The sequence below is a fragment of the Novosphingobium taihuense genome (assembly GCF_007830315.1).
GTDB classification, from domain to species: domain Bacteria; phylum Pseudomonadota; class Alphaproteobacteria; order Sphingomonadales; family Sphingomonadaceae; genus Novosphingobium; species Novosphingobium taihuense.
On sequence record NZ_VLKJ01000005.1, the window covers coordinates 1 to 18,774 of the forward strand.

At 58.2% G+C, this 18,774-nt stretch carries 19 protein-coding genes; 4 read left to right on the forward strand and 15 right to left on the reverse strand.

What is annotated here, in order from left to right; all coding sequences use genetic code 11:
- The 4 genes from IQ25_RS11290 to IQ25_RS11305 form a co-directional block, all read right to left on the reverse strand.
- Positions 1–782, reverse strand: a protein-coding gene (locus IQ25_RS11290; protein WP_220094543.1) for an IS5 family transposase whose coding sequence is annotated in 2 segments (ribosomal slippage) — positions 1–458 and positions 458–782 — 783 coding nt in all. Because the reading frame shifts where the segments join, the coding sequence is not laid out codon by codon here.
- A gap of 537 nt (positions 783–1,319) precedes the next feature.
- Positions 1,320–2,471 carry a Gfo/Idh/MocA family protein gene (locus tag IQ25_RS11295; RefSeq protein WP_144905843.1) on the reverse strand — a complete coding sequence of 384 codons (1,152 nt, stop codon included), beginning with the start codon at positions 2,469–2,471 and terminating at the stop codon, positions 1,320–1,322.
- A gap of 32 nt (positions 2,472–2,503) precedes the next feature.
- Entirely contained in the window at positions 2,504–3,496 is a 993-nt protein-coding gene (locus tag IQ25_RS11300) for an SDR family NAD(P)-dependent oxidoreductase (protein WP_144905844.1), read from the reverse strand.
- 87 nt (positions 3,497–3,583) lie between these two features.
- Positions 3,584–4,756 (reverse strand): sulfotransferase family protein, encoded by a 1,173-nt coding sequence (locus tag IQ25_RS11305; RefSeq protein WP_258537013.1) that lies wholly within the window; start codon positions 4,754–4,756, stop codon positions 3,584–3,586.
- A 98-nt stretch (positions 4,757–4,854) separates the two neighbouring features.
- Between IQ25_RS11305 and IQ25_RS11310 the strand changes: the two genes are divergently transcribed.
- The gene (locus tag IQ25_RS11310; RefSeq protein ID WP_144905846.1) at positions 4,855–5,955 is read left to right on the forward strand and encodes a helix-turn-helix transcriptional regulator; all 1,101 of its coding nucleotides are present in this window, start codon (positions 4,855–4,857) and stop codon (positions 5,953–5,955) included.
- Between the two features lie 9 nt (positions 5,956–5,964).
- On the opposite strand, the gene IQ25_RS11315 is transcribed toward IQ25_RS11310, so the two are convergent.
- From IQ25_RS11315 to IQ25_RS11325, 3 genes are all read right to left on the reverse strand, one after another.
- Positions 5,965–6,384: a carboxymuconolactone decarboxylase family protein gene (locus IQ25_RS11315; RefSeq protein WP_144905848.1), complete on the reverse strand. Its 420-nt coding sequence runs from the start codon at positions 6,382–6,384 to the stop codon at positions 5,965–5,967.
- A 56-nt stretch (positions 6,385–6,440) separates the two neighbouring features.
- The gene (locus tag IQ25_RS11320) at positions 6,441–7,400 is read right to left on the reverse strand and encodes an alpha/beta fold hydrolase (protein ID WP_183661230.1); all 960 of its coding nucleotides are present in this window, start codon (positions 7,398–7,400) and stop codon (positions 6,441–6,443) included.
- 82 nt (positions 7,401–7,482) lie between these two features.
- Positions 7,483–8,043, reverse strand: coding sequence for a nuclear transport factor 2 family protein (locus IQ25_RS11325; RefSeq protein ID WP_144905852.1), 561 nt, complete (start codon positions 8,041–8,043; stop codon positions 7,483–7,485).
- A gap of 218 nt (positions 8,044–8,261) precedes the next feature.
- Between IQ25_RS11325 and IQ25_RS11330 the strand changes: the two genes are divergently transcribed.
- Positions 8,262–9,626 (forward strand): hypothetical protein, encoded by a 1,365-nt coding sequence (locus tag IQ25_RS11330; RefSeq protein ID WP_144905854.1) that lies wholly within the window; start codon positions 8,262–8,264, stop codon positions 9,624–9,626.
- Between the two features lie 443 nt (positions 9,627–10,069).
- On the opposite strand, the gene IQ25_RS11335 is transcribed toward IQ25_RS11330, so the two are convergent.
- The 4 genes from IQ25_RS11335 to IQ25_RS11350 form a co-directional block, all read right to left on the reverse strand.
- On the reverse strand, positions 10,070–10,507 hold the full coding sequence (locus IQ25_RS11335) for a nuclear transport factor 2 family protein (protein WP_144905856.1): 438 nt from the start codon (positions 10,505–10,507) through the stop codon (positions 10,070–10,072).
- A 13-nt stretch (positions 10,508–10,520) separates the two neighbouring features.
- Positions 10,521–11,330: an SDR family NAD(P)-dependent oxidoreductase gene (locus tag IQ25_RS11340; protein WP_258537014.1), complete on the reverse strand. Its 810-nt coding sequence runs from the start codon at positions 11,328–11,330 to the stop codon at positions 10,521–10,523.
- Between the two features lie 246 nt (positions 11,331–11,576).
- Positions 11,577–11,996: a GlcG/HbpS family heme-binding protein gene (locus IQ25_RS11345; RefSeq protein ID WP_144905858.1), complete on the reverse strand. Its 420-nt coding sequence runs from the start codon at positions 11,994–11,996 to the stop codon at positions 11,577–11,579.
- A 51-nt stretch (positions 11,997–12,047) separates the two neighbouring features.
- Positions 12,048–13,079 carry a phosphotransferase family protein gene (locus IQ25_RS11350; RefSeq protein ID WP_158637734.1) on the reverse strand — a complete coding sequence of 344 codons (1,032 nt, stop codon included), beginning with the start codon at positions 13,077–13,079 and terminating at the stop codon, positions 12,048–12,050.
- A 50-nt stretch (positions 13,080–13,129) separates the two neighbouring features.
- Here IQ25_RS11350 and IQ25_RS11355 point away from each other — a divergent pair, with 50 nt between their 5' ends.
- Positions 13,130–14,071, forward strand: a complete 942-nt coding sequence (locus IQ25_RS11355; protein ID WP_158637735.1) for a DUF7064 domain-containing protein — start codon at positions 13,130–13,132, stop codon at positions 14,069–14,071.
- 4 nt (positions 14,072–14,075) lie between these two features.
- On the opposite strand, the gene IQ25_RS11360 is transcribed toward IQ25_RS11355, so the two are convergent.
- The 4 genes from IQ25_RS11360 to IQ25_RS11375 form a co-directional block, all read right to left on the reverse strand.
- Entirely contained in the window at positions 14,076–15,140 is a 1,065-nt protein-coding gene (locus IQ25_RS11360) for an acyl-CoA dehydrogenase family protein (RefSeq protein WP_158637736.1), read from the reverse strand.
- Between the two features lie 99 nt (positions 15,141–15,239).
- Complete coding sequence (locus IQ25_RS11365; RefSeq protein WP_158637737.1) at positions 15,240–16,025, reverse strand: tyrosine-protein phosphatase; 786 nt, start codon at positions 16,023–16,025, stop codon at positions 15,240–15,242.
- Between the two features lie 63 nt (positions 16,026–16,088).
- Positions 16,089–16,646 carry a nuclear transport factor 2 family protein gene (locus IQ25_RS11370; RefSeq protein WP_144905868.1) on the reverse strand — a complete coding sequence of 186 codons (558 nt, stop codon included), beginning with the start codon at positions 16,644–16,646 and terminating at the stop codon, positions 16,089–16,091.
- 208 nt (positions 16,647–16,854) lie between these two features.
- Positions 16,855–17,865 carry a helix-turn-helix domain-containing protein gene (locus IQ25_RS11375; RefSeq protein WP_144905870.1) on the reverse strand — a complete coding sequence of 337 codons (1,011 nt, stop codon included), beginning with the start codon at positions 17,863–17,865 and terminating at the stop codon, positions 16,855–16,857.
- 57 nt (positions 17,866–17,922) lie between these two features.
- Between IQ25_RS11375 and IQ25_RS11380 the strand changes: the two genes are divergently transcribed.
- A complete protein-coding gene (locus IQ25_RS11380; RefSeq protein ID WP_144905872.1) occupies positions 17,923–18,744 on the forward strand; it encodes an SDR family NAD(P)-dependent oxidoreductase in 822 nt (273 codons plus the stop codon).
- Positions 18,745–18,774: the final 30 nt, after the last annotated feature.

Consider the following 18,774-nt stretch of genomic DNA (forward strand, 5'->3'; position numbering starts at 1 on the left):
TTAGGCGGCGTGGACAAATTTGAGCCAGTATCTGGCGGTGGCGAGATGGACCATCCCGAGGAAGCTGTTGGCCAGTTGATCGTATCGGGTGGCGATGGCGCGGTTGATTTTAAGCTGCCCGAACATGCGCTCGATGCGATTGCGCTGCTTGTATAGCGCCCGATTGTGGTCGATTTTCACACGGCGGTTTGACCTGCCAGGAATGACGGCCTCGATATTCCGTTCGGCAAGGTCGGCACGGATTGCGTCAGCGTCGTAGCCCTTGTCGGCGAGCAAAGCGTCAGGTGTTCGCTCTGGTAGGTCGATCAGGTGATCATAAGCTTTGCAATCGGCCGCCTCGCCGACCGTCAGATGGAATGCGAGCGGTCGCCCGAGGGCATCAGCCAGGCAGTGAAGCTTACTGGTGAACCCGCCCCGCGAGCGGCCAAGAGCTCGTCGATGAGTCCCCCTTTTCCGCCCGCTGCCGAGACGTGGGCGCGAACCGTGGTGCTGTCGATGCTGTAGTGGCCGCTGTCCGCCATGATCTCCGCCAGCGTCACGGCGACGGTCTCCCAGACCCCGGCTTCACTCCAACGACGGAACCTCCGATAGATGGTATTCCAGCTACCGTATTTGGGCGGCACGTCGCGCCATGGAGCGCCGCAGCGGAGACGCCACAGGATACCGTTGATGATCGAGCGGCTCTGTTCGGGCGGCCTGCCTCGACCACGGTTCTCAGGCTCGATAGGCAACAAACCCTTCAGAACGCGCCATTCTGCTTCAGTGAGATCGCCCCTGCTCAAGCCTGCCTCCAAAAGGCAGCCTTGAATCAATCCACACTCATCGCGTCAATGAAAAACCGGCATTAGCGGGCCGTCGTCGTAAGATCAGCCCCGCACCGGCTGCATCGCTTCGCTGGCCATGGCACACTGATAAAACCTCTCACAAACAAGGATTTACCACAGGACGGGCATGCAATCATGAATGAGCGGATACCTCCTATCAACACCCACGCAAGCCCGAGCGGAACAATCACCGCGAATATCGTCTGAGACGACAAGCCAAAGGCGCTGAGCGCCAGCGGAATGCCCCAAATGATCGCAAACATTGCGACGATCGTCCAAAGCATATGCCGTTGGCCGGTGACATACACGCTTTCGGACCGCTTATCACTCATCGCGATATCATAGCTGGCGTGGCCGCAACCGTGAAACGAATTTGTCCACGCCGCCTAGCACCTTGTAGACGAGCTTGATCCCGCCGATTGCGGTCGTCAGGATTTAGACGAGATCTCTAGCCCAAGAAGCGCTGCACAAGATCTCGTCTGAACATTGATCGTCTTACAGATCTGCGAGCGTTATGCGCTTTCCGTTCTCGCTAGACATTTCAAGTGCCGTCACGACCTTGTGGGCGTGAAGCGCTTCCTCGAAGCTCGGTGATGCTTGCGCTTCACCGCGAATGGCAGCCAGCATGTTGTGGAACATCCAGCTCATTGACACCATGTAGGGAGGGGCGTTCTCCTTGCTCCAGGGCGTGCCCGGCACGGCATAGTATTCAGGTGAGATATCGACCAGACTGCCAGCCAGTTCCCCGTATTCCTTCTGTCTTGCCGGGCCAGCATAGAGGCGAGCACTGGCGCCATCGCCAAAAGTGGGATCGGTGTAGAGCAGACGGCCTCTATCACCCCAGATTTCAACTCGCAGCACTTCAGAGTCTGGCACGCACCAACCCGTCTGGAGATTTCCGATCGCGCCGTTCTCCATCTGCAGGGTGGCGCAGGCAAGATCGGCAGTGTCCGGCTTCAAGACTGTGCCGTCGGGAAGATTCCATTCCTTCACGCCGGTGGTCAGCAAGCCGGATAAGTTTGCGACAGGGCCGATCAGGTGAGTCAGCAGCAACGTGGTGTGCATGCCGAAATTGCGCCAGGCGCTACCGCCGCTCGCCTTGTCGGCCAGCCAGAGATAGGGCGAAACGCCGCCTTCGGGAAAGGTGCATGCGGGATAGTAATCTCCGTCCCTTTCCCACAATGGCATAAGCAACTGGACATTGAAGCCAAGGATATTGCCGAGAAAACCCTCGTCGATCATCGCCTTCATCTGCAAGGCAGCAGGCACCCAGCGGAACTGAGCGTCAACTGTGCCGATCAGTCCCTTCTCCTTGGCACGGGCCGTCTGATCCTTGGCCTGATCAAGCGTTACCGCAAACGGCAGGGCATTGTAGACATGCTTGCCATTGTCCAATGCTGCCATGACCATTTCTGGCCGATACGCCGGGCGACTACCGACGTCGATGATATCGAGATCGGGATCGGCTGCCATTTCGGCAACGTTCCAGTATGCTTTTGGCACGCCAAAGGCTGCAGCCGCAGCCTCGGCTGTTTCCTGATGTGCGGTGCATACAGCGGCAACTTCTACGTTCGCCATCTGACGCCACACGGTACCGTGAACCTTCAGGCTCCAGTTCGCGCCTATGATCCCGACCTTGGTTGGCATTGTGCCGCTCTCCTTGTGCAGTGACGACAGGCTCAGGGATACACGCCCTGCTTGCGAGCGGCGGCGGCAACGGCGGTAAACTCCTCGTAGACGGTCATCGGCTGGCTGAATTCGCCAAGCTCACTGATCTTGTCAAAATGGGTGGAGATGTCTTCCAGGGTCGGTGGAACGCTGCCTTTGGGAGCAACCCAGCCTTCACCTGCACAAATGCGCACACGGGCATACCGACCGCTATTTGACGAATACAAGCCGTGTGTGGCCTGGCAATTCTCGCTAACAAGATAGAGTGCCAGGGGAGTGTTGAATTCTGGCACCACGCGCCCGTCGCTTGCCGAGAAGTCGGCCGTCTGTATCGACTTGGCGAACTCGGGGATTTCCATGAATCCCTGATCCATCTCGTCAGCCAAGCGTGAAACCGCAGTGGGCAGTAGGACGTTCGACTGGATGCCGTAAGCTGAGCCTTCAAGCGCGATCACGTTCGACAGCCCCACCATGGCTCCTTTCCCAGAAGCATAGTTGGCCTGCCATGCATGTCCGAACATGGCTGATGCAGACCCTGTGAACAGCATACGCCCGTAACCGTTGGCACGCATTGCACGATAGGCGGGCTGTCCCACGTAGAATGCGGCCTTGAGATGAACGTCTATGATCGGGTCAATCTGCTCGTCGGTAAGATCTTCGAACCGGGAATTCCGCAGAAAACCGGCATTGCTGATCAGCACGTCAACGCGGCCCCATGCGTCAAGGGCGGTTTGAACCACAGAAGCGCCACCGGCGCGCGTGGCAACACTATCTGTGTTCGCGACTGCGGTACCACCAAGATCACGGATTTCCTCGACCACGCGTTCTGCTGCCGTCGCCGAAGCACCAACCCCGGATCCGCTGCCGCCAAGATCATTCACCACAACCTTAGCCCCGCGACGGGCAAGTTCGAGCGCATACTCGCGACCAAGACCATTGCCAGCACCAGTCACAATTGCGACGCGGTCATCGAACCTGATTTGAGCCACTGCTGCACTCTCCATTTTCCCGTTTCCGAAATGCTAGGGGCGTAAAAGGGCCGACGAAAGAGCGATCCAACATCATCGCAAGCGCGATTGCCTGGCCGAAAGCTAGTATCCGTACCGTGCGCGGTAAGTGCTGTAGCGTTCCTTCAATGCGTCGGAACTGTGGCCGTAGTCTTCGGGCGTAAATCGTTGCATCGTTGAAGATCGCCTGGGATTGGCAGCGAGCCAACCGAGCATTGCCGTCTCTGCTTCTTCAGACAGAACCAATCCGAACTGATCGTAGATTTTTCTGACGAAGCCGATTTGATCTTTGACGAAATCATTGAACTGGACGTCGAGAACTCGTCCAGGATGAGCGTCCTTGACCGCATCTGCACGGCTCATCGCCTGTTGCCAGAACTCCTCTTCGCGAGCGAAAACGCCTTGGATGTCGGCCTGTTCACCGCGGAAGATGCGGTGGGCACTACCGATCAGGTTTACCACAGAGGGGATGGCCTGCAGTGGATCACGGTGCGTCTGCACGATCATGGCATCCGGGAACACGTTCAGAACTTCCTGCAGGGAAAAAGTGTCTGTAGGGTTCTTGAGCAGCCATGTGCGGTGCGGATCGTGGGCACCAACCAGTCTCAGATTGTCCGCAAGGCGCAGATAACTTGGAGTATCATCCTGCGCACGATACCAGCGATCGTAGTTTGGAATAACGAATTGGGAACAGAACATATTTGATCGAAAGCTCTGTGCCAGAAGATCCAGAGATTCCTCTACCGTGTCGACGGCCATTCCGTGATCTTCCAGCATTTCAGGTGCTTGCGCCAGCATCGCATCAAGACTTGCCTTGGCCTGCTGGAAATCGGGATTGGCCGCCCATTCGGCACGCGGCGGACGGGGTTGGGGGGCAGAGCAAAGCCAGCGCTCCACGCCCTGAAACTGCGGGTCCATGGAAAGAAGCTTATGCAGCGCCGTTGTTCCGGACCTTACGATGCCACATACGATGAGTGGTCGGACAATCGGTCGCTTCATCGCTTCAGGATGCTGCTTGAATCCTTCGACTGAGCGCAGTCGCCCTGCCAGATGGCCCAGCACATTCTCCCGCGCGGCAACCATGCCTTGTGCCGAAAGGCCAGCTTCTTTAAGATCTGCCAGCAACAGATCCAAGCCTGCATGAAAGTCGGAGTCTCCGAAATCATCAAGCCCTGTGCGGCGGGCCGCTTGCTCGCACATCTGTTCTCTGGTTGCGCCAACCAGAGATACCTCGCTCACTTCAGCGGCTGTGCGCACCTGACATTCCTTTCGCAAAATCTCCACCACCAGTAGTACTCGTAATGTTGCCTCCTGCTGTCCCCAAATGGCAATGTGACATGAGGAGAGATAGCCTGATGAATGCCAGTATGGAGAAGGATCTCATCGCGCTTGTGCACGAGGGCGTCATTGCCGAGAACGGCTGGCAGGCGCTCACCGATGCCCTGCGCCAGGCGGTTGGCGCAGCACATGCCAACCTTACCTTCAGGCGAACCGATGCGCCGATGTCTGATCTTACATCCTATGTCAGTGGTGGGCCAACCGAGGATATGAGCCGGTTCTATTTCGGAGGGTTCCACCGCACTGATCCCTTGCCGTACTATCGCTTGATGCCCGGGAGATCGTATGGATTGGCAGACATCTTCGCGCCGGATGACAAATCTGCTCAGGATCAGCTTCGCTTGCTGCTACAGCCGTTTGGCGAGCCACATCTGCTGATTTTGCGCATCACCGAGCCCGGTGGAGCTAATGCTTGGCTGACCGTTATCCGCGATACGCCGGAGTTTTCCAGGACAGAGCGAGAATTGATCGAGGCCCTGGGACGACATCTGGGTATCGCACTGCAAGCCTATGTCAGGCTGAATGACACCCAAGCGCGCTTGGCTGCGTACACCAGCGCGATGGGCCGCCTCAATGTGGGGATCGTCACGCTTACCGCCGATGGAAGGATCATCGATGCAGACCATGTCGTGAGCCGCCTGCTCATCCAGGGCGAAATCATGGGCCGCGATCCGCATGGGCGTCTGACGCTTGCAGATGGAACTGCCGCTCGAGCGCTCGGTGCCGCTTTGCGTGATTTCACCCGTGATCGGACGGGCCGTTCCAGGGCCGTCCGGCTGAGCGAAGGGAAGCGGGCAGATATGCTGTTGCTTCCGGTTGCAGAACGCCCTGTGACCGGGCCTTTCACCCCGGTCCTGCGTGCCTACGTTCATATCGATCATGAAACGGCCGGCGACAGCCTGGAATCCCTCATGGAAATGTTTCGACTGACTCGCTCAGAAGCAAAACTGGCATTTGCTTTGTGCGAGGGGCACACACTTGCCGAGTCAGCTGAAAGGCTTGGCGTGACTCTCCAGACCGCTCGGACCTATTCCAAGCGAATCTTTCAGAAGACGGGCACGCGACGGCAGGCCGAACTTGTTCGGACATTGCTCACCAGCACGCTCAGTCTTGTCTGAGCGCTGCGGTCAAAGCATTCCGCGCTCTTCAGCCGTGCGGGTCGTTGTATCGAGACCCTGTTCGCGCAGCACCTCGACAATCGCAGTGGTCGCGCTGGCAACCGCCGGAAATCCGACATAGGGCAGTGTCTGGATCAGCGCTTCTTCGATTTCGCGCACCGTCAGGCCGTTGGTCAGACCGATGCGGATGTGGTTCTTCAATTCCAGCAATTGACGCTGGGCGATGAGGACACCGATTACGACAAGGCTGCGCTGCTTCCGTTCCAGTCCGTCACGGGTCCAGACGGCACCGAACGCATAATCCGTCGCCAGCTTGCCGATCGCAGCGCCAAAGCCATCCGAAGTGATGCCTTGGCGCATCTGTTCGGCCCGCTCATCTCCCATGATTTCGGCAAAAAACTTAAGACCGCGCTCGGTTACATCAGACATCGGGCAAACCTCCATGCGGGTCTCGCCGGGGGAAGGGTACCCCCGGCCAGATTGTGTCAGATCAGGTATTCACGAAAGAAGCTGGCAGCTGCACCGATCGTCTGTTCGCGGAAGCCTGGCTTGTAGCAGTCCAACTGATCCATTTTCAGCGATACCATGCGCTTGGGTTCGCCAGCTTCGCGGTAAGCGGTCTGGATCGGCTCGTTGGGATGGTAAACGTCGTGACCCGTCAACTGCACGATGCAGTATGCCCTCGGCGCGATCTTGCGCGAGGTATGACTCGCGTCGAATTGCATGACATGTTCAAAGCTCTCGATGGTGATCGACGGAGCGGAGTGCATCAGCATATCGCCGGTCTTGGCATACCATCCCATCACGTCTTCGATCATCGCCGGATCTGCTGGCATAGGCGTGAAGCCATCTTCCGGCGGGGCGCCCATGGGCATCGATGGATCACCGCCTTCGGCAAAACGCTTGCGCCGCGCCTCGAGCAGGTATTTGCGGACAGCAAGGTAATCGGTTTCGCGGTTGAGCGATCGGATCCAGTTGTCGCCGTCAAGGATCGGTGCCTGCGCCACGCAAGCCCGGACGCGAATATCGTGCGCAGCTACGTGCGTAACGATCCCTCCGCCGAAGCTGGTTCCCCAGATCCCGATCCGGTCCGCATCAACACCAGGCTGGGCCTCGAGCCAATCAATTGCGGCTCGGAAATCCTCGACTTCCTGCATCGGATAGAGACGCCCGCGTGGTTCGCCGCCCGATGTACCGAAATGCCTGTAATCGATCGCCAGCGTAACAAAGCCAGCTTCTGCGAACAGCCTGCCTTCCTCTACCAGACTGGTCCGGGAAACAGTGAAGCCGTGACCAATCACCAAGGCAGGATAGCTGCCATTGGTGTTAAAATTCGCCGGAAGATACAGATCGCCTTCGCAGACAGTGCCTTGGCTGGTGAATTGTATCGTGCTGCCGCTCACGGTTTGTCTCCCTTTAAATTTTGCCCGCGCTGAAGTGGGCACTAAGCGATCTCGTTCTCGGGGCCGGGGACGTAGTCTCGTGAGGCGACAGTGCGGCCGAACGACCGGAATCCCTTGGATTACCTCACGGTTGTCTGGTTATCTCGGCCAGTGCTTCACTGTCCATTTCGGCCCAGAAGGGCTGCCAGGTCGGGAAATCCCCCGGGAGGTCCGGCAAGCGGCTGGACCACTTTTCCCACAACTGAAACGGTGATGCAGGGCGTTCAAGCACGTCTGCCGAATACCAGTGCTTTTCGTGGCGGCGTTCAAAGAACCATTGCCCATCTCGGCGGACATAGCGGTCGAAGTAGATGATCGCCATGACAACCCACTGGTCGCCATCCTCGTGCTCGGCTCGGCAATAGACTGTGCCAGTAGCGGTATCGTCATCAATGAAGTCAACCACATGGCCGCAGATTTGATGGACCGAGCGGTAGAATGTCTTCACACTGGGTGCGATGAATGTTCGCAGGGCTTCGCGCCCCTTCCCACGCCGACCGCAATCCACGTCCTCGACGAACAAGTTCAGCCAGGAATCGATATCGCGCGAGTCTACCGCGATGGCATAGCGGCAGGGTAGTTCGCCAATAGCCTGCCTCGCTTCCGTGCGTTCGATCCTGCGCGCTAGATCTGCGATGTCGGTCATGCGAAGTCCTTTCCGCAAGCCTTTTGCGGCCCGCCTTTCTCGGACGTTCACTAACCCGGCGTTTGCGGTGCGTGCAAACGCTGAGCCGAATCTGGCCGTTTCGATCATGGTCGCGATATGCGAGCGCGATTTCTGGCCGAGACAACCTGGGACGCGCACTTCAGTTTGCAACAATGCACAATGATGGGAAGGCAGTATCTCTGTCATGGGAGCGCGCGATGTCAAAACAGATCGACTTGCTGGATGGTTCTCCGGATGGAGCTGAGCAAGATTTGCTGCATTTCCTGCGCCGCGACCTGCTCAAATGTTTAGGAGTCGGTGCAGCAATGGCGACATGGCCTGCTGCCGCAGCAAGTGCAAACAGTGTCACCACACCTGTTCTGGCGTTGCCCGGAATCAAGGCATGGAATGACTATCTTGATGCCCTGAAGCCTGCAGGCGCAGTGGCCCAAATGCCGTGGTTTCGACAAGACGATCTGACCCGAGCCAAAGTCTACCAGCAGTTGGTCATGAACATTGCCCAAGGATACTTCTGGTATTTTCAGGCAACACCCGAACATCCGGACTGGATGCCGTTCGAGAATTCTGTTTTTCTGCTGCAACCCAATCCCGATGGCATCTATCACATTGCACCCGTCGACGGTCGCGGTGTCTACCGCATCGTTGGCAACCGCGGCGGTAACAAGGTCATGGGATTTGCAACGGGGGCGGGAATGCTCGGTACGCGCGCCCACGCTGATGCCATGGCGCGCGGTAAGCCAGCGTTCAACAACTACGATGCCGATGGTCTTGTGTTGGGCGAAAACGGAGCATTCGAAGTGATTTTCAGTGCCAGGCGCCCGGACGGCTGGACCGGAGACTGGCGCTTTCTCGACCCGATGGCAGAAACCATTCTGATCCGGCAATTCTCGTATGATTGGGGGAATGAGCCTGAGGCGCGTTTCGCAATCGAGCGTCTCGACGTCGCTCCGCTGAAGCCCGCACTCACAGCCGTTCAGATCAGCGAGCGCCTCGATCTTCTGCTGGGTGATTTCGTGGGCCGGTTCAGCAAGTTCGTGGCGGGTTTCCAGCAGCAATTGGGAGGCAAACTTGGATTCAACGTCATGGAACTCAGCGGTTTTGAGGACATGGGTAACAGCCCCGAATGGCCTCAGAAGTATTGGCGCTGTGTCTATGATTTCAAGCCAGGGGAAGCGCTGATCATCGAGACAGACATTCCCAAGGCGAAGTACTGGAACGTCCAGATCAACGATCTGCTGTGGAATCAGGTAGAATTCGCCCATCGCCAGAGCAGTTTGAACGGCCATCAGGCCCGGATGGATTCTGATGGAAAGTTCCGCGCCGTCATTGCCATGGAAGATCCCGGCATACCCAACTGGCTGGATACAGGTGGCTCAACGCGCGGGATGCTGGTCGGACGCTGGCACCGGGCGGAAAGCTATCCGATGCCAACGATCCGCAAGGTTCCGCTTCAGGACGTTAGCAAGTTCCTGCCCAAAGATACGCCCAAGTTCTCACGGGCCGAGCGCGAGAAGGTGCTCCGCACCCGCAACATCGGTGTGCAGTTGCGTCGACGGTGGTGATGCATCGGACGGAAACCTGAGGTTGGCGATCAGTCATGTAAAACATCGCCAATGCAATGGCTGGAAAGACTTTAATGCGCAGTGTTGACCCGGCGTAGCTCTGCAAATGTTGGTGATCATTTTCGTGAAACACTGCCCGATTTCACGGGCAAGCGGGTGACATTCATACAGAACGCTTATCTGCGTGGACTGGGCAATGCTGCCGCCGAAGGGTGATGAATCCATCCTGCTGTAGGGCGAAATGGTCGTAGCGGGCTGATCGCCTCTGCAACTCAAGCAAAGTTGGCGTGGCTTATGTGCATGAGACAGGCGACGCTCGGATCAACTCGGTTCGACGAGAAGTCGATCGTCTAAACATCCAGTGGCAGGTCTTGCGTATCGGCTCACACAAAGCTCGGTCAGAGAGAGCAACGCTGGCGACCAGCTACGAAAATCGGATCGCGTCAGGCGGCCACCGTATCAACCCGAAGCCGCGTAAGCTGCCATGAAGTGATTTTCCAACAATCACCCACCTTGGTATAGGTTTCGTGGTAATGGCCCATACCATGGAGCGTGCTGATCGGGCTGCCCGAGCCTTGTGCCCACTGCAGCATGTCTTCCATCGCGCAGATGGCATCGGCGGATGTGTCCGACGTGAATTCGATCTCGTGCCCATGCACGTGGTGAACGCTTACCGCATTGATCAATCCCGCCTGTGCCATAGCGACGAACTGCTCACGGTCGGCAATATCACCCATGCCCGCAGATTGACCGTCGAAAATCGCGTCTTCGGAAAAAAGATTGCGTAGCTCATCCCATTGCTTCGTGTCGACAAACCTGCAGTAGCGAGCTTTCACTTTCTTGATGTCTTCGATGGCAAGCAGCCGTTGACCAACGTCCATTGCAGAATCCTTGTCAGTTGACCGAGAGACAAAAGCCACCGTCGACGCGATAATTCGAGCCGGTCATGTACGAAGATAGTGGGCTGGCAATCAGCGCTACCATTCGAGCTATGTCGTCCGGGCGACCAAAGCGCTTGATCGGTTGGGGCATGAGTTCAGTGGTAAACCTGCGTTCAAGGTCTTCCCATCCTGAATCCGCCCAGCCCAGTTGCTTGGCCCACCCAGTGAAGTTCTCCTTTACTGCAGGAGACATGATTGTGCCGGGCGTAACAGTGTTCACTGTAACGCCAGTGCTTCCCAACGTTTTGGCGAGGCCGGAACTCATATTGATCATGGCCGCTTTCGCCGGACAATAGTCTGCCAGATCCGGTGGTGGCTGCGTGCCTGATGCGCTGGCGATGTTGATGATACGGCCGAACCCACGCTCGATCATGCCGGGAGCGAGCTTCTGGATCAGCCGAACGGCAGCGCCCATGTTCTGTTCATAGGTCCAGCGCCAGTCTTCCCATGGGGTTTCCAGCCAAGGAGCATTAGGCAGGCGTTGCTTGCCATCCTGCAAGTGCCCGCTGGCCTTTCCTCCAGCATTGTTAACGAGCACATCGATGCCGCCGAGCATGTCGATGCAGGCCCCCGCAACAGTTTCGCAGCCATCAGAAGTGTCGAGACTGCCGATAACGCTACGCGCTTGGCCGCCTGCTTCGCGAATGGACGCGACAACGGCTTCTGTCTTGGCCCTATCACGCCCATGCACGATCACGATCGCGCCTTCATCGGCAAGAAGCTGGGCAATGCCAGCGCCGATGCCTGAGCTGCTTCCAGTCACAAGGCATCTGCAACCTGCAAGGTTCAAGTCCAGCGCCGCCTCCCTGATCAATGTTTAGCCAGAGAACTGACGCTCTGCGAAGCTCTCCATTGCCGCGGTTAGAGCATCCGGCCGCGCAGCTACGCAAGTGCGCGCGGGCTCGGAGGCCGAACTATCGCTCATGCGCTGTGATTGGAGAGATTTCCGTGGTCCAAGAACGATAAGTGAAGATCGAAAGTCCTTCTTTGTCGGACTTGCAGCGCGCGTTCACGACGATCGATCAGCTAGCCCCAATGCAGCGACGCCGATTTCGGCGCAGGCCAGGTCTTCGTGCTGCAAGGCCCCCGAAACACCGATCGCTCCGGCGACATGGCCGTCGATGATGACCGGAATGCCGCCTTCAAATGGAAGCATTTGCGGTATGGACGCAAGGGTGGGGTTCTCTTTCGCTGCATGCGCCAGATGGCTGGTCGCCATTCGAAACATTACGGCCGTCTCTGCTTTTCGCCGCGCAACTTCGATCGAAGCCGGGGGTGCTCCTGCGCCTCGTTGGACAAGCAGAATATGACCACCAGCATCCAGCACGGCAACGACTACCGAACAACCAAGGCGATCCGCCTCATTCAAGGCTGCTTCAGCCATCGTGCGCGCTGCCTTGCCAGTCAGTTGCGGTACGCATTCAATCATCGCCTGATCCCTTGTTGCAACTTGTCGGATATTTCGCTGTTTTCGACGTCCTCATTTCGAAACCAGTTCGGCCAACAGACGAACAGCTGGGTTGCCATCGCCCTCCATCCCGCTTGGCATCAGCCCGTCGCGGATTCCCATTCGGATTGCGTGTTCACTGATCATCGCAAAGCGATAGCCTGCGAATGCAATGTGCCATTCCATCGCCTGGGCCTTGCGTCCGCTTTCGGCTTCCCAAATGGCAATTGTCGTGTGGGCATCGGGAAGCCCGTCCAGTCGGGGCACACCGATCGCATCTGACATCATCCGGTCATAGAAGATCCACCAGCCCAGATCGGTTTCTGCCGTACCCAGCGAAGCGGTTTCCCAATCAAGCAGGGCAGAGGCACGCCCATCGAAGTACAGGATGTTGCAAGGACGTGCATCACCCCAGGCAAGGCCAATGCCATTGGGGGCAGGGCGGTGATCGTCCAGCCAACGCAGAGCCTTTTCGTAGATCGGAAGGTGAGGCACCCTTGTCCAGCGAAGATAGGAGTCCCAACGGGCAAGTTCTTGCGCCACGCCATCGTCCGTTGGGCCATTGGGCCATCCCAGAAATGCCAGTGGGGCAGGGTCTACGCAATTGAGCCGGGCGAGCATCTGGATGCCCTCCACCCACATTGCCTCGCGAGCCGCAGGGTTGATCTGTGTGAACAGCCCTTCGCTGTGATAACCGTCCGGGGCTGCCTTGCCCTCTGCCCGCTCCATCAGGAAAAACGGAGCGCCAAGGATGCTCGTATCTTCTTCCAGCGCTACCGCTGCTGGAATTGGCAAGCTGGAGCAGGTAGAAAGCGCACGGATGAGCTGGAACTGCCGCGCCACGGACGGGTCTTCATAAACCTGGCGAACGCGCGCCTGCACTCGCAAGACCCAGTCAAGACGGTTCCCGTCATTTCCCTCGGCAGTTATCAGCCAGGTTTCGCTTGATTTGCCACCGTCTGCTCGCCGGACTTCGCACAATCTGGAAATGCCCAGGTCCAATCCCATCAGCCATTGCTCGATCCGGGCCGATAGCTCGGTGATGGAGGCGGCTTGTCCATTCATCGTTATCGTGGTCCTCTCGTTTCGTAATTGGATGACCAAGGGAGAATGGGATGCAAGTGTTTTCAGAAGCAGACGATCGTCCGCATCAGCACGACGACAACCCGTTGTGGCAGGAAAGCTCGTTGTTTTGCTGGTACGATATCGAAAGCGGGACTGGAGGCTTCTGGCGCCTGGGGCAAGAACCCATCGCACAGGCGATAAACTCATGTTTCGGCGTGTTCGACCGCGACGGGAATCGCTTCAGATCAAACGTGACAGGCGTGCCGATGAATGCGGCAGATCGGGGCGAGGGTCACATGGGATGGGGCAGTCACCTGCGCGTCGATTTTGACGGTCATGCGAAGATAAAGGCTGATTTCCCTGAGTGTGGTGCGGATTTGAAGTTCGTCGATTTCCACCCTCGATTTGATTATCAGTCGATCGCTCTCGAGGGTGGCAGCGTTGAAGGTTTGGGCCATCATTTCGAGGTTGCGGGCCGAATGACCGGTACGGTACGAATTGGAGACCGGGAAATCACAGTCGATGCGCTGGGTTACCGCGACCGCTCGTGGTCGGTGCGCGATTGGACGTGGCTGCGGGGCACGCGGTGGTGGCCCTGCGTATTCGGTCCGGACTTGTCCACTCACGTGGTCCAGGTCGCTCGCGATGGTGGCATCATCAAGGCTGGTTATATCTGGCGGGATGGAAAGACGATCCCGCTTGCCGACAGCGATGTAGTGGTGGCAATGGAATCCGACGCCATGACCCCGCGGAGCGGGCATGGCGTGCTGCATCTGGCAAACGGCGAGACGCTCAACATAAGCTGCGATCGCGCCGATGCTGTCGTCATGCACGTGCGCGGCTACACAGCAGTGGAAACGCTGGGCACTGCGCTGCTCGATGGACGGCGCGGCATGTCCAACCTCGAGGTTTGCACCAACGCCACCGGTGGCAACTCCGAGCCGGTCTGCGCGCTCGGGTCGAACCTGACCAACGGGTTGAGCCTGCGCTGATCGCTCAGAACATGGGGAGGAGCGGGGGCAGGTCGAGGCAGACCCGTCCGCAGTCCTCCATCATGGCCCGCTGGAATACGACATGTCCGCCAGTTGCGTTCACATCGCGCAACGCGCGTTCGAACGGGAATTGCTCAAACAGGGCAGTGCCGCCGGCCGCCCGGTAGCACATGCCTACCGCTTCGATCGAGGTTTCGACTGCATGGACAGCTGCGCTGCGCAGCCTTGCGCGGCTTTCGAGCGTCGCGCCGTCTCCGCGCACTTCATCCCACATCCGGGTGAAGGCATCGCGGACGCCTAGACGCGATGCCTCCACCATAGCTCGCGCCTTGCCCAGGGTGTAGTGGACGTGCGGCTGATCGCGCAGGCCTGCGCGGCCCGGCATGGATGGCCGGTTTGCCGCCAACTGACGAAGCGCTTCGATAGTGGCACGGGCGATGCCGAGCGGGACTGCTGTGAGCGTGAACCCGAAGAAGCTGGTCGGGACACGGTAAAGTGGATCTGGATGGGTGGGCTCAGCTCCGAACATCATGAAGGTGTGTTCATTGGGGACGAACACGTCATTCAGTTCGAACTCTGTACTGCCGGTTCCACGCATCCCGCCGGTGTGCCATGTATCCAGCACATTGGCGTCGGACCGGGGAGCGAGCATGTGGATTACCACCGGACCGCCATGCGGCCCCACCCGACGCTCCTCGCCATCGAATACGAAGCAGCCGCCCATGACCCACTTGGCCTGGTGTATACCGCTGGCCCACGCGTAACGGCCGGTCACGCGGTATCCACCCTCGGTCGCAACAGCCCGGCCTTGCGGCGGACCGGACCCGCACATTGCGGAGTCCTTCGTGGCAAACAGTTTGGCGGCTACCGAAGGAGCAAGTGCGCCGGCCATGGAACCGCCGTTGCTGCCCAGCGCATAGTTCCACCCTACCGAACCGTCATAGGTCGAGACTTCCTCAACCAGATCGAACAGGGTCAGAGGATCGACGCCTTTGCCGCCAAGATCACGTGGCAGGATCAGGCGATAGACATCGAGGTCAAGAAACGCCTGCGCTACTCGATCCGGCAAGCGCCGCTCAATGTCTGTATCGGCGCGGCATGAGGCAACGATGTCTTTTAAACTCCGGGTCTCTTCCCAGAGCGACTGAAAAGCATTGTTATTCATGCTTCAACCTTCAAGCAGATGGTTATGGAGACAGGCGATCTCTTGAGAGGAGAGGCCGAGATGGTCCGATACAAATGCAGCAACCGTTCCGTGTCGCTCTTCGATGACGGCAAAGGCACGGTGCAGATAGTCCGGATCAGATCTATTCATGGCATGCCAGACATCCGGGTTGATCTGCGGAATCATTGCCAGCGGATTATTGCTTGCGGACGTGAACAGACTGGCGGCGGGGTCTTCCAGTTGTTCCGTCAAGGCATAGTCCTCGATCACCTGTTCCCGTTCCACGCCGAGCGTGGTGAGCAAGACAGCGCATGCTACCCCGGTACGATCCTTGCCTGCCGTGCAGTTGACCAGCAGGGGCACTTCTCCTGTGGCCAGCAAACGCAACATCGCCGCAATGCTTTCGGATTGATCGAACGGCAGTTGCTCGTACGTTGAAAGCATGAACTGGCGCATGGCCTCGCCAGATGTGGCCGGATTTCGCAGAATGGTGACGAAGTCGGATGTGCTGTGGTCATGATCGCGCGCCCAGTAGTGCGTTCTGGACATGACGCCCGGCGGAAATGGCGTAATCATTCGTTCCGAATTGCTGCGCAGATCAACGATTGCACGTAAGGCAAGCGCGCCCAGAGCGTGCTGCCCAGTCGCGGTCAGGCCTCCGGGATGCCCACTTCGAAGAACCATGCCTTTCCGAACGGTGCGCCCATCTGACGTGCAATAGCCGCCCAGATCGCGCAAGTTTCGGGCACCTTCCACTGGTAACCGTTGCGATTTGGCAAGGTCATTCATGGGCAACTTCCTGAATCTGTCCTGAGCATCGCTGCAGCTCATTGACGCCGCGCGCCTTCATTCTCAGCCAAGCCGCGCACGGTCCTTTGTCAGGGGGCGGACATACGATACATCGTTCTTGTCACGGGTATCAGGTCCGGTTGCCTTCATCATTGCCTGATACTCGGCAGGATAGTCCATCGAGTTGAACGAGCCGGCATATTCGTTAACGCAGACACGGTGGGCGATGGCCCATCTACCTTGGCGCTTTTCCAGCCTGTCCACATAGCGCCCAAAAGCAAGAGTGGGCGGGCCTTCCCGGTTTTCCCCGAAGAACAGATAATACGTTTCCGAATGCGCCATATCGCCATCCAGTTCGATCGTCTGGTTGTTGATGACGTGTTGGTGGCGATGCTGGAACTCTGCGTGCCAGCCAATCGCCCAGTTGCAAAAGGATTCAGGATCACCCTCCGCAACGCCATGTTCGTCCCAAGCGTCCGGGTGGTAGGCGGACTTCATGAGTTCCAGGTCATGCCGGTCCACTCCGCGTGTATAACGCAGCAGACAGTCGCGGATTTCTTGCCGGTCCTTGGACTGTTTGACGAATTCCACAAGTTCGGGCGTCAAAGTCGCTTCTGTCATGCGGTTCTCTCCCACAGGTCATATTACCTGCCGGGCATATCAGAATGAGGCTGTCGGCACAGGCTCAGATCGGCACGCTCACCGTCGTCTCTGGATTCAACGCCAGTGTGATACCAGTCTCTTTCAGAGTGCTTGCCAGTGGAGTTGTCGCCAAGTGCATTTGGCGAACTTGCCTCCAGCCAGTCGACCGAATCCGCAGGCTGATATTCTACTGCGATTTGCGCCATTCAGTCGCACTGATGCCGGTCGCCTTGCGGAACATTTCACGGAACAGCCGTGCATCTCCATAGCCGACTGCCGCCGCAATGCTGTCGATCGACCGCGTTGTGTGCACCAGCATCCTCTGGGCGGCTCCCAGCCGCAACTGCTGGACATAGCGTGATGGCGTCATGCCCATCTCGTTCCTGAAATGGCGGATGAGCACGGCATGGCTGACGGCCAGTTCGGCCGCCAGCGCCGCGATTGATACAGTCGAGGAAAAGCGCTGCTCCAGCATCAGCCGTGCGGTCGCTACCAGTTGGTCACGAGGCTCTCCATCTGGCAGCCCTTCGTCCTGCAGGGCTTCATTGCCGAATACAGATCGCAGCCACCGTCCGGTTTCTGGTGAGAAGAATCGGGTGAACAGTTCCGTGACGGCATGCACGTCGTGACCGATTCCACGCGAAAGAAGCAGGCCGCGTTGGTGCACAATTCCGGTATCTGCAGCATGCCGGAATCGCGGAAACAGGGCGCGGAATACTGGAACAAGCGGTGCAGCTACCGGAACCTTCACTCCCTCTGCCAAATGCGCTGACATGGGCAGGGCAGCAGCCGCGCCACTCGCCCCGATGACGGTGCCGCGTTCTGCTATGCGTTGCAGCCATTCGATCAATGGACGGTTGCCCGCCATAGTTCCTCGCAATCCGGCTTCCCCGTGCGAGCGAAATGATGGAATCCAGATAAAATCGAAATCGTCATCCGAGGAGATAGGCCGTTCGATCCGAAGCCTGCCGTGACGACTTGTCGGCATATCCTGCCCATCGGCGGATAGCAGGGTCAGTCGCACGTTGGGCATCGATCCGACATCGGCGCCAATCAACCGTTCGCCTCGCTCTTGCGTAAGGTCGAAGGCGTCGATCAGGGGAGCAAGGCTGCTCATGAATGTGCCGGGAAGAACAACCGCCGCTACATTGATCATATCAAAGCCATGCAAAATCATCCGCTTCCTGTAAATAATCATCCTTATAGGGAGGCCTGGTCCGTGCGAAAAGGCGGATCGAGAGGAGAACCATAAGCCATGGAATCAGACACGATTGGGCGCGGCCGCATGAGTGGTCGCGCAGCGCTGGTCACGGGTGCCGGTTCTGAAGGAGATGAGATCGGGATCGGGCGAGCCATTGCCCTTGCCTTCGCACGAGAGGGGGCGCGTGTCGCGTGCTTAGACCTTGAAGCAGCAAAGGCCGAAGCGACCGCGGCATGGATCCGCAACGAAGGCGGTGAAGCCATTGCCATCGCCGGAGATGTCACCAGCCGTAAGGATTGCGACACCGCCGTTGCCCTTGCGGTCGAGGCGTTTGGCGGCCTTGACGCATTGGTCAACAACGTCGGCATATCGGTCGGCATGACAGTTGAGCAGTTCGATCAAGCGCTTTGGCAGCGTGTTTTCGATACAAACCTTCTCTCAGCCATGTTGATGGCACGCGCTTCGGCCGAAGCGTTGACCGCGTCTGGCAGAGGCAGCATCGTCAACATTTCTTCGATAGCCGGAATGGTGACGATGGGGTCACTGGCCTACGGTACGTCGAAGGCAGCACTGCACCATTTGACCTGCGAACTGGCGCTGATGCTTGGCCGAAAAGGCATCCGCGCCAACACCGTGGCACCGGGCCACTTGGCGACCCCTATGGTGGCGCGCCTCTTGCCGGAATCCATGCGCGAGAGTCGTCGGAAAGTGGGCCCGCTGGGGATCGAAGGCGATGCGTGGGATGTGGCGCGCGCAGTTCTGTTCCTGTCCAGTGACGAGGCACGCTTCATCAGCGGAGTTGAACTGCCGGTCGACGGCGGGGTGACCATGCTTGGCGCACTGGCAGGCATGGCCCTGGTTACAGACGATAGCTGACGAAATTTCACCCCGTCATGGGGCAACGCT

Excerpts from the sequence above, each read along its gene's own strand:
- IQ25_RS11295 (WP_144905843.1), bottom strand. The coding sequence starts at position 2,471 with ATGCCAACCAAGGTCGGGATCATAGGCGCGAACTGGAGCCTGAAGGTT.
- IQ25_RS11300 (WP_144905844.1), bottom strand. The coding sequence starts at position 3,496 with ATGGAGAGTGCAGCAGTGGCTCAAATCAGGTTCGATGACCGCGTCGCA.
- IQ25_RS11310 (WP_144905846.1), top strand. The coding sequence starts at position 4,855 with ATGAATGCCAGTATGGAGAAGGATCTCATCGCGCTTGTGCACGAGGGC.
- IQ25_RS11315 (WP_144905848.1), bottom strand. The coding sequence starts at position 6,384 with ATGTCTGATGTAACCGAGCGCGGTCTTAAGTTTTTTGCCGAAATCATG.
- IQ25_RS11325 (WP_144905852.1), bottom strand. The coding sequence starts at position 8,043 with ATGACCGACATCGCAGATCTAGCGCGCAGGATCGAACGCACGGAAGCG.
- IQ25_RS11330 (WP_144905854.1), top strand. The coding sequence starts at position 8,262 with ATGTCAAAACAGATCGACTTGCTGGATGGTTCTCCGGATGGAGCTGAG.
- IQ25_RS11335 (WP_144905856.1), bottom strand. The coding sequence starts at position 10,507 with ATGGACGTTGGTCAACGGCTGCTTGCCATCGAAGACATCAAGAAAGTG.
- IQ25_RS11345 (WP_144905858.1), bottom strand. The coding sequence starts at position 11,996 with ATGATTGAATGCGTACCGCAACTGACTGGCAAGGCAGCGCGCACGATG.
- IQ25_RS11350 (WP_158637734.1), bottom strand. The coding sequence starts at position 13,079 with ATGAATGGACAAGCCGCCTCCATCACCGAGCTATCGGCCCGGATCGAG.
- IQ25_RS11355 (WP_158637735.1), top strand. The coding sequence starts at position 13,130 with ATGCAAGTGTTTTCAGAAGCAGACGATCGTCCGCATCAGCACGACGAC.
- IQ25_RS11365 (WP_158637737.1), bottom strand. The coding sequence starts at position 16,025 with ATGAATGACCTTGCCAAATCGCAACGGTTACCAGTGGAAGGTGCCCGA.
- IQ25_RS11370 (WP_144905868.1), bottom strand. The coding sequence starts at position 16,646 with ATGACAGAAGCGACTTTGACGCCCGAACTTGTGGAATTCGTCAAACAG.
- IQ25_RS11375 (WP_144905870.1), bottom strand. The coding sequence starts at position 17,865 with ATGATTATTTACAGGAAGCGGATGATTTTGCATGGCTTTGATATGATC.
- IQ25_RS11380 (WP_144905872.1), top strand. The coding sequence starts at position 17,923 with ATGGAATCAGACACGATTGGGCGCGGCCGCATGAGTGGTCGCGCAGCG.